The organism is Pseudomonas sp. NBRC 111140, assembly GCF_001320885.1.
Lineage (GTDB): Bacteria > Pseudomonadota > Gammaproteobacteria > Pseudomonadales > Pseudomonadaceae > Aquipseudomonas > Aquipseudomonas putida_P.
The window spans coordinates 78,843-87,425 of the sequence record NZ_BCBQ01000015.1; the positions used below are offsets into that span (position 1 = coordinate 78,843).

Below are 8,583 nucleotides of genomic sequence, written 5' to 3' on the forward strand. Positions count from 1 at the left end.
GATGAACGACCACAACAACAGCATCAACCCGGAAACCGCCATGGCCACCACTACCATGACCATGATCCAGGCCCTGCGCTCGGCCATGGATGTCATGCTCGAGCGCGACGACAATGTGGTCGTGTACGGCCAGGACGTCGGTTACTTCGGCGGCGTGTTCCGCTGCACCGAAGGCCTGCAGACCAAGTACGGCAAGTCGCGCGTGTTCGACGCGCCAATCTCCGAGAGCGGCATCGTCGGCACCGCCGTTGGCATGGGTGCCTACGGTCTGCGCCCGGTCGTGGAGATCCAGTTCGCCGACTACTTCTACCCCGCCTCCGACCAGATCGTCTCCGAGATGGCGCGCCTGCGCTACCGTTCGGCCGGCGAGTTCATCGCCCCGCTGACCTTGCGCATGCCTTGCGGCGGCGGCATCTATGGTGGCCAGACCCACAGCCAGAGCCCGGAAGCGATGTTCACCCAGGTGTGCGGCCTGCGCACCGTCATGCCGTCCAACCCGTATGACGCCAAGGGCCTGCTGATTGCCTCGATCGAATGCGACGACCCGGTGATTTTCCTGGAGCCCAAGCGCCTGTACAACGGCCCGTTCGACGGCCACCACGACCGCCCGGTAACACCCTGGTCGAAGCACCCGCACAGCGCCGTACCCGACGGCTACTACACCGTGCCGCTGGACAAGGCCGCCATTACCCGCCCTGGCAATGACGTGACCGTGCTCACCTATGGCACCACGGTATACGTGGCCCAGGTGGCCGCCGAAGAAAGCGGCGTCGATGCCGAAGTGATCGACCTGCGCAGCCTGTGGCCGCTGGACCTGGACACCATCGTCGAGTCGGTGAAAAAGACCGGCCGCTGCGTGGTGGTGCACGAAGCGACCCGCACCTGCGGCTTCGGTGCCGAACTGGTGTCGCTGGTGCAGGAGCACTGCTTCCACCACCTGGAGGCGCCGATCGAACGCGTCACCGGTTGGGACACCCCCTACCCTCACGCACAGGAATGGGCTTACTTCCCAGGGCCTTCGCGGGTAGGTGCGGCATTGAAAAAGGTCATGGAGGTCTGAATGGGCACGCACGTCATCAAGATGCCGGACATTGGCGAAGGCATCGCGCAGGTCGAGTTGGTGGAATGGTTCGTCAAGGTCGGTGACATCATCGCCGAGGACCAGGTGGTGGCCGACGTCATGACCGACAAGGCCACCGTGGAAATTCCTTCGCCGGTCAGTGGCAAGGTGCTGGCCCTGGGTGGCCAGCCCGGTGAAGTGATGGCGGTCGGTAGCGAACTGATCCGCATCGAAGTGGAAGGCAGCGGCAACCATGTGGATACGCCACAGGCCAAGCCGGTAGACACGCCATCGGCCCCAGTGGCCGCCAAACCAGAACCGCAGAAAGAGATGAAACCCGCCGCGTACCAGGCGCCCGCCCAGCACGAAGCCGCACCCATCGTGCCGCGCCAGCCAGGCGATAAACCGCTGGCCTCGCCGGCCGTGCGCAAACGCGCCTTGGATGCCGGTATCGAACTGCGTTACGTGCATGGCAGCGGCCCGGCCGGGCGCATCCTGCACGAAGACCTCGACGCCTTCATGAGCAAGCCACAGCGTGCTGCCGGGCAAGCGCCGAGTGGCTATGCCAAGCGCAGCGACAGCGAGCAGGTGCCGGTGATCGGCCTGCGCCGCAAGATCGCCCAGCGCATGCAGGACGCCAAGCGCCGGGTCGCGCATTTCAGCTATGTGGAAGAAATCGACGTCACCGCCCTGGAAGCCCTGCGCCAGCAACTCAACAGCAAGCATGGCGATAGCCGAGGCAAGCTGACCCTGCTGCCGTTCCTGGTACGCGCCCTGGTCGTGGCACTGCGTGACTTCCCGCAGATCAACGCCACCTACGACGACGAAGCACAGATCATCACCCGCCATGGCGCGGTGCATGTGGGCATCGCCACCCAAGGTGACAACGGCCTGATGGTGCCGGTGCTGCGCCATGCCGAAGCGGGCAGCCTGTGGGCCAATGCTGGCGAGATTTCGCGCCTGGCCAACGCTGCGCGCAACAACAAGGCCAGCCGTGATGAGCTGTCCGGCTCGACCATCACCCTGACCAGCCTCGGCGCCTTGGGCGGTATCGTCAGCACCCCCGTGGTCAACACCCCGGAAGTGGCCATCGTCGGCGTCAACCGCATGGTCGAGCGACCAGTGGTGATCGACGGCCAGATCGTCGTGCGCAAGATGATGAACCTGTCCAGCTCGTTCGATCACCGCGTGGTCGATGGCATGGACGCCGCACTGTTCATCCAGGCCGTGCGTGGCCTGCTCGAACAACCCGCCTGCCTGTTCGTGGAGTGAACATGAACCCGACCCTTCAAACGACCCTGTTGATCATCGGCGGCGGCCCTGGCGGTTATGTAGCGGCTATCCGCGCCGGACAACTGGGCATTCCCACCGTGCTGGTGGAGGGCCAGGCACTGGGCGGCACCTGCCTGAACATTGGCTGCATCCCCTCCAAGGCGCTGATCCACGTGGCCGAGCAGTTCCACCAGGCATCGCGCTTCACCGAGCCATCGCCACTGGGCATCAGCGTGGCTTCACCACGCCTGGACATCGGCCAGAGCGTGGCCTGGAAGGACGGCATCGTCGACCGCCTGACCAGCGGTGTTGCCGCCCTGTTGAAAAAGCACGGGGTGAAAGTGGTGCACGGCTGGGCCAAGGTGCTCGACGGCAAGCAGGTCGAGGTCGATGGCCAGCGCATCCAGTGCGAACACCTGTTGCTGGCCACTGGCTCCAGCAGTGTCGAACTGCCGATGCTGCCGCTGGGTGGCCCGGTGATTTCCTCGACTGAAGCCTTGGCACCGAAAGCCCTGCCGCAACACCTGGTGGTGGTGGGCGGTGGCTATATCGGCCTGGAGCTAGGCATCGCCTACCGCAAGCTGGGCGCGCAGGTAAGCGTGGTGGAAGCGCGTGAGCGCATCCTGCCAACCTACGACAGCGAACTCACCGCCCCGGTGGCCGAGTCGCTGAAGAAGCTGGGCATCGCCCTGCACCTGGGCCACAGCGTCGAAGGCTACGAAAATGGTTGCCTGCTGGCCAACGACGGCAAGGGCGGGCAACTGCGCCTGGAAGCCGACCAGGTGCTGGTGGCCGTGGGCCGTCGGCCCCGTACCCAAGGTTTCAACCTGGAATGCCTGGCGCTGAAAATGAACGGTGCCGCCATCGCCATCGACGAGCGCTGCCAAACCAGCATGCACAACGTCTGGGCGATCGGCGACGTGGCTGGCGAGCCGATGCTTGCGCACCGGGCCATGGCCCAGGGCGAAATGGTCGCCGAAATCATCGCCGGCAAGGCCCGCCGCTTCGAACCGGCTGCGATTGCCGCCGTGTGCTTCACCGACCCGGAAGTGGTGGTGGTCGGTAAAACCCCGGAGCAGGCCAGCCAGCAAGGCCTGGACTGCATCGTCGCGCAGTTCCCGTTCGCCGCCAACGGCAGGGCCATGAGCCTGGAAGCGAAAAGCGGTTTCGTGCGTGTGGTAGCGCGGCGTGACAACCACTTGATCCTGGGCTGGCAGGCGGTTGGCGTGGCGGTTTCCGAATTGTCCACAGCGTTTGCCCAATCACTGGAAATGGGCGCCTGCCTGGAAGATGTAGCGGGCACCATCCATGCCCACCCGACGCTGGGTGAAGCGGTACAGGAAGCCGCGCTGCGCGCCCTGGGCCACGCACTGCATATCTGACACTGAAGCGGCCGAGGCCGAATTGGCCCGCTGCGCCGTGAGGCGCAGCGGGTCCTTTTTATGCCTGAAGCGGCCCAATCACTCGGCAATCGCGTTCTTGCCAGCATCTTTGGCCCGGTAAAGCGCCTTGTCTGCCCGCGCCAGCAGCGCGTGCTGGTCTTCCCCTTCCCGCCATTGCACCACGCCATAGCTCATGGTCAGCCGACAATCGCCCACCGGTTCCAGCTGCTCCATCGCCTGGCGCAAGCGCGCCGCCACCTCCAGCGCCTCCCCGAGCATGGTCTGCGGCAGCACGATGACGAACTCGTCGCCGCCCCAACGCGCCAGCAGGTCCAGTTCGCGCAAGCAGGTGTGCAGGTTTTCGGCCACCCGGACCAGCGCCGCATCGCCACGGGCGTGACCGTAGCGGTCGTTGATGGGCTTGAAATCATCCATGTCCATGGCGATCAGCGACAACGGCTGGCGGAAGCGCTGGGCGCGTTCGCACTCCAACTGCAACGCTTTCTCCAGCCGATAGCGGTTGGCGACACGGGTCAACGCATCACGTTCGGCCAGTTCACGGTTTTCGTCCAGTTGCCGCTGCAACTGATGGTTCACCCAGGACAGCTCACGGGTGCGTTCGGCCACCTGGTATTCCAGCGACTGGTTCTTCTGCTCCAGCTCTGCCACCAGGCGCTTGCCGGCGTCGATGTTGCGGTGTGCACCAAGCATGCGCGCCACCGAGCCGTCTTCGTTATGCGCGATGATATAGCCGCTGTCTTCGATCCAGATGTAGCTGCCATCCTGGCAACGGCAACGGTATTCGATGAGGTAGCGCTCGTTGCGCTGATTGATGTAGGCCTCGAAATGCGCCATTACCCGTGTGTAGTCTTCGGGATGGATCACGCTTTCCCAGGTAAAAACCGAGTTGGCCATGGAGTGGCTGGCATAACCGAGCATGGTGTACCAGCCTGGATTGCGATAAACGTAACCGGTGTTGGCATTCCAGTCCCAGATGCCATCGCTGATCAACTCGAACAAAGTGTGCAACTGCTGTTCACTGAAGCCGGCAGGTGCCGGCCTGGTTTCCTGATTCATGGACGCTCTCCCTGATGCCCAGCAACTGCGCTCCGTTCAAGGGGCTGCCGACAGTGGTGGTAATTGCCGCAGGCGGCAAGATCATGCCTGTGACGGGCAAGCATATGCCCACCGTGCCGCGACCGGAATAGCACCAACGCGCTATTTGCATGGCGGGGATAGGTGGCATGGCAATTGCCCTTCCCTGCTGCCTATGACATTTCCAAGGAGGAATTCATGACTATCGTAATCAACGGCCTCGGCTGGCAGGCCGAGCTCCATCAGCAACAGCGCACCGGCATGGACCAGGCCGCGGCCGACGTGCCGCAGTTCCGTCTACCAGTGGTCGCCAACAGCGCCACCGCGCAGCAGGGCCGCCAGGGCAATACCTCGCAGCAGGATGCCGAGGATGCCCGCGAGGAGGCCTTTGCCAAGCTCAAGGTGCAGTTGCAGAACCCTGGCAACGATCCTGGCCAGCCTGCTGAAATGGGTACGCAACAAACCAGCAGCGCCAGGCAGGACTTCCAGGATCTCATGTCCAAATCGCCTGCCGAGATGATCAAGGAAAAGCTGCTGCGCGAATTGGGCTTGACCGAGGACGAGTACAACGCCCTGCCACCTGAGAAGAAGGAACTGGTCGACCAGCAGATTGCCCAGCGCATGAAGGACGATATCGAGGCCAAGGCCCTGGCGAAGACCAATACTCAGTCAACCGGTGAGGACGAGAACGCACTGGCGGCCCGCCAGGTGTAAGCCCTACGGCGGTCGGTATGGCTGGCAGGGCGTTTCGTATAAGATATCCGCACTGCCTGATTGCTGGAATTTCCCGTGCCGCTGCCGTCTTTCAAAGCTACCGACCTGGGTGCAACACCCTCGATGTCGGAAATCATCGCCAAACACCTGCGCGAGGCGATCATCTCGGGCCAGCTGGCCGAAGGCGAACCCGTGCGCCAGGACGAAGTGGCGCAGGCGTTCAACGTCAGCAAGATCCCGGTGCGCGAGGCCCTGAAGCGCCTTGAGGCTGAAGGCCTGGTGGATTTCCACCGCAACCGTGGTGCATTGGTCACCCGCATCTCGGAACCTGAACTGGCGCAGATGTTCGAGGTACGGGTGTTGCTGGAGGTGAAGGCCATTCGCCTGGCGATCCCCAACATGACCGAACAGCATTTCGCTCGCGCCGAAGCCATTTGCGCGGAGTTCATCGGTGAAGATGACGTTGGCCGCTGGGCCGACCTCAACTGGGCGCTGCACGCTTGCCTGTACGAACCCGCAAGGCGGCCCTATCTGGTGGGCCTGATACGCTCGATCCATGACAAGGTGGAACGCTACCTGCGCATGCAGATGAGCCTGTCGGCGGGCAAGCTGCGCGCCGATCATGAGCACCGCGACATCGTTGCCGCCTGCCGGGCGCGCGATGTAGAGCTGGCGGCGCAACTGATCGAAGAACACATCAACGGGGTGTGCCAGAGCCTGTACGAGCACCTGCCCCACAACTGACTCAACAACCTGCTGCCGCTCGACGCCAAATCTCCCTTCTGGCTTTGTTTTTGCTTATCTAGATATCGTATACGAAATACCATATAAGGAATCAGCGGCATCGATTTGCCAGTGCCGCGCTGCCTACTCCTTCTTCCAATAATTACGTATCGGAGTGCAAAACCATGGCCACACCCTCTTCGGCGGCATCGGTGAATGTCGCAAAAACAGCAGACCAGGCCCCAGCGGGCATCAAGCGTGTGGTAGCTGCGGCCATGGCCGGCGCAGTCGCCGAGTGGTACGAATTTTTCCTTTACGGCACCGCCTCGGCACTGGTCTTCGGCCAGCTGTTCTTCCGCCAGACCGGCAGCGCCATGGATGGGATCATCGCCGCCTTTGCCCTCTATGCCGTAGGTTTCCTCGCCCGCCCCATCGGTGGCCTGGTGTTTGGCCATTACGGTGACAAGGTTGGCCGCAAGCATTTACTGCAAATCAGCCTGATCGTGGTCGGGATAACCACCTTCCTGATGGGCTGCCTGCCCACCTTCGAACGCATCGGCTATGCCGCACCCATCCTGTTGGTGGTGCTGCGGCTGATCCAGGGCTTTGCCTTTGGCGGCGAATGGGGCGGCGCGGTGCTGCTGGTGTCCGAACACAGCCCGGACAACCGCCGCGGCTTCTGGGCCAGCTGGCCACAAGCGGGGGTGCCGGCCGGCAACCTGATCGCCACCATCATCCTGCTGCTGTTGTCATCCAACCTGAGCGAAGCGCAGTTCCTTGACTGGGGTTGGCGGGTGGCCTTCTGGTTCTCGGCGGTGGTGGTGCTGATCGGCTACTGGATCCGCACCCGGGTCGACGATGCACCGATCTTCAAGGAAGCCCAGGCCAAGCAGCAGAAGCTGGAAAGCCAGCAACTGGGCGTGGTGGAAGTGGTTACCAAGTACTGGCGCGAAGTGCTGATCGGCATTGGCGCGCGCTTTGCGGAAAACATCCTTTACTACACCGTCGTCACCTTCTCCATCACCTACCTGAAACTGGTGGTGCACAAGGACACCTCGCAAATCCTGCTACTGATGTTCGGCGCCCACCTGCTGCACTTCTTCATGATCCCGGCGATGGGTTACCTGTCGGACATCATTGGCCGCAAGCCGGTGTACCTGATCGGTGCCGTACTCACTGCGTTCTGGGGTTTCGTCGGCTTCCCGATGATGGACACCGGCAATGACTGGCTGATCATGGCGGCGATCACCCTTGGCCTGGCCATCGAGTCGATGACCTATGCGCCCTATTCCGCGCTGATGGCCGAACTGTTCCCCACCCACGTGCGCTACACCGCTCTTTCCCTGTGCTACCAGGTCGCGCCAATCCTGGCTGGCTCGCTGGCGCCACTGATCGCCGTGACCTTGCTGAAGGAATACAACAGCTCAACGCCCATCGCCTGGTACCTGGTGGCTGCGGCAGCCATCTCGATCGTGGCCGTGGCGGCAGCCAAGGAGACCCGCGGCAAGTCGCTGCGTGCTGTTGACGAAGAATCCGTGGCCCGCAACGCCAGCCGCTGAACAACCCATAAAAATACACACCTTGAGGTAACGACCATGAGCAATATCTTCACCGGCACCATGCCCGCCCTGATGACCCCGTGCACCGCCGAGCGCAAGCCGGACTTCGACGCCCTGGTGCGCAAAGGCCGCGAACTGATCGAAGCCGGCATGAGCGCCGTGGTGTACTGCGGTTCGATGGGTGACTGGCCACTGTTGACCGAGGCCGAGCGCCAGGAAGGCGTGGCGCGCCTGGTGGCCGCCGGCATCCCAACCATTGTCGGCACCGGCGCGGTGAACACCCGTGAAGCGGTGTCTCATGCCGCGCACGCAGCCAACGTCGGCGCCGCCGGCCTGATGGTCATCCCCCGCGTGCTCAGCCGCGGCGCTTCGTTGATCGCCCAGAAGCACCACTTCTCGGCCATTCTCGCCGCCGCACCAAAGCTGCCAGCGGTGATCTACAACAGCCCGTACTACGGCTTCGCCACCCGCGCCGACCTGTTCTTCGAGCTGCGCCGCGAGTTCCCCAACCTGATCGGTTTCAAGGAATTCGGCGGTGGCGCCGACCTGCGCTATGCCGCCGAACACATCACCTCCAAGGACGACGATGTGACCTTGATGGTCGGCGTGGATACCCAAGTGGTGCACGGCTTCGTCAACTGCAACGCCACCGGCGCCATCACCGGCATCGGCAACGCCCTGCCGCGTGAAGTGCTGCAGCTGGTGAGCCTGAGCAAGCAGGCGGCCAAGGGCGACGCCCGTGCCCGCCGCCTGGCGCGCGAGCTGGAGGCGGCACTGG

General features: G+C 63.2%; 8 protein-coding genes. 7 read left to right on the forward strand and 1 reads right to left on the reverse strand.

Going from position 1 to position 8,583, the window contains the following annotated elements; translation table 11 throughout:
• Position 1: 1 nt before the first annotated feature.
• The 3 genes from APH42_RS07470 to lpdA are packed head-to-tail and all read left to right on the forward strand — an operon-like array spanning position 2 to position 3,714.
• Positions 2-1,060 (forward strand): alpha-ketoacid dehydrogenase subunit beta, encoded by a 1,059-nt coding sequence (locus tag APH42_RS07470; protein WP_012273542.1) that lies wholly within the window; start codon positions 2-4, stop codon positions 1,058-1,060.
• Positions 1,061-2,332 (forward strand): dihydrolipoamide acetyltransferase family protein, encoded by a 1,272-nt coding sequence (locus APH42_RS07475; protein ID WP_060493046.1) that lies wholly within the window; start codon positions 1,061-1,063, stop codon positions 2,330-2,332.
• A gap of 2 nt (positions 2,333-2,334) precedes the next feature.
• Entirely contained in the window at positions 2,335-3,714 is a 1,380-nt protein-coding gene (gene lpdA, locus APH42_RS07480; RefSeq protein ID WP_012273544.1) for a dihydrolipoyl dehydrogenase, read from the forward strand.
• Between the two features lie 78 nt (positions 3,715-3,792).
• Here the strand turns inward: lpdA and APH42_RS07485 are convergent, their stop codons facing one another.
• Positions 3,793-4,791 carry a diguanylate cyclase gene (locus APH42_RS07485; RefSeq protein WP_012273545.1) on the reverse strand — a complete coding sequence of 333 codons (999 nt, stop codon included), beginning with the start codon at positions 4,789-4,791 and terminating at the stop codon, positions 3,793-3,795.
• 216 nt (positions 4,792-5,007) lie between these two features.
• On the opposite strand from APH42_RS07485, the gene APH42_RS07490 reads away from it, so the two are divergent.
• The 4 genes from APH42_RS07490 to APH42_RS07505 all read left to right on the forward strand — a co-directional run.
• Entirely contained in the window at positions 5,008-5,523 is a 516-nt protein-coding gene (locus tag APH42_RS07490; protein WP_060493047.1) for a hypothetical protein, read from the forward strand.
• A gap of 123 nt (positions 5,524-5,646) precedes the next feature.
• Positions 5,647-6,267 (forward strand): GntR family transcriptional regulator, encoded by a 621-nt coding sequence (locus APH42_RS07495; protein WP_012273547.1) that lies wholly within the window; start codon positions 5,647-5,649, stop codon positions 6,265-6,267.
• 164 nt (positions 6,268-6,431) lie between these two features.
• The gene (abaF, locus tag APH42_RS07500; RefSeq protein ID WP_012273548.1) at positions 6,432-7,805 is read left to right on the forward strand and encodes a fosfomycin efflux MFS transporter AbaF; all 1,374 of its coding nucleotides are present in this window, start codon (positions 6,432-6,434) and stop codon (positions 7,803-7,805) included.
• 36 nt (positions 7,806-7,841) lie between these two features.
• A partial coding sequence (locus APH42_RS07505) for a dihydrodipicolinate synthase family protein (RefSeq protein ID WP_060493048.1) occupies positions 7,842-8,583 on the forward strand: 742 nt, incomplete at its 3' end.

Excerpts from the sequence above, each read along its gene's own strand:
- APH42_RS07470 (WP_012273542.1), top strand. The coding sequence starts at position 2 with ATGAACGACCACAACAACAGCATCAACCCGGAAACCGCCATGGCCACC.
- APH42_RS07475 (WP_060493046.1), top strand. The coding sequence starts at position 1,061 with ATGGGCACGCACGTCATCAAGATGCCGGACATTGGCGAAGGCATCGCG.
- lpdA (WP_012273544.1), top strand. The coding sequence starts at position 2,335 with ATGAACCCGACCCTTCAAACGACCCTGTTGATCATCGGCGGCGGCCCT.
- APH42_RS07485 (WP_012273545.1), bottom strand. The coding sequence starts at position 4,791 with ATGAATCAGGAAACCAGGCCGGCACCTGCCGGCTTCAGTGAACAGCAG.
- APH42_RS07490 (WP_060493047.1), top strand. The coding sequence starts at position 5,008 with ATGACTATCGTAATCAACGGCCTCGGCTGGCAGGCCGAGCTCCATCAG.
- APH42_RS07495 (WP_012273547.1), top strand. The coding sequence starts at position 5,647 with ATGTCGGAAATCATCGCCAAACACCTGCGCGAGGCGATCATCTCGGGC.
- abaF (WP_012273548.1), top strand. The coding sequence starts at position 6,432 with ATGGCCACACCCTCTTCGGCGGCATCGGTGAATGTCGCAAAAACAGCA.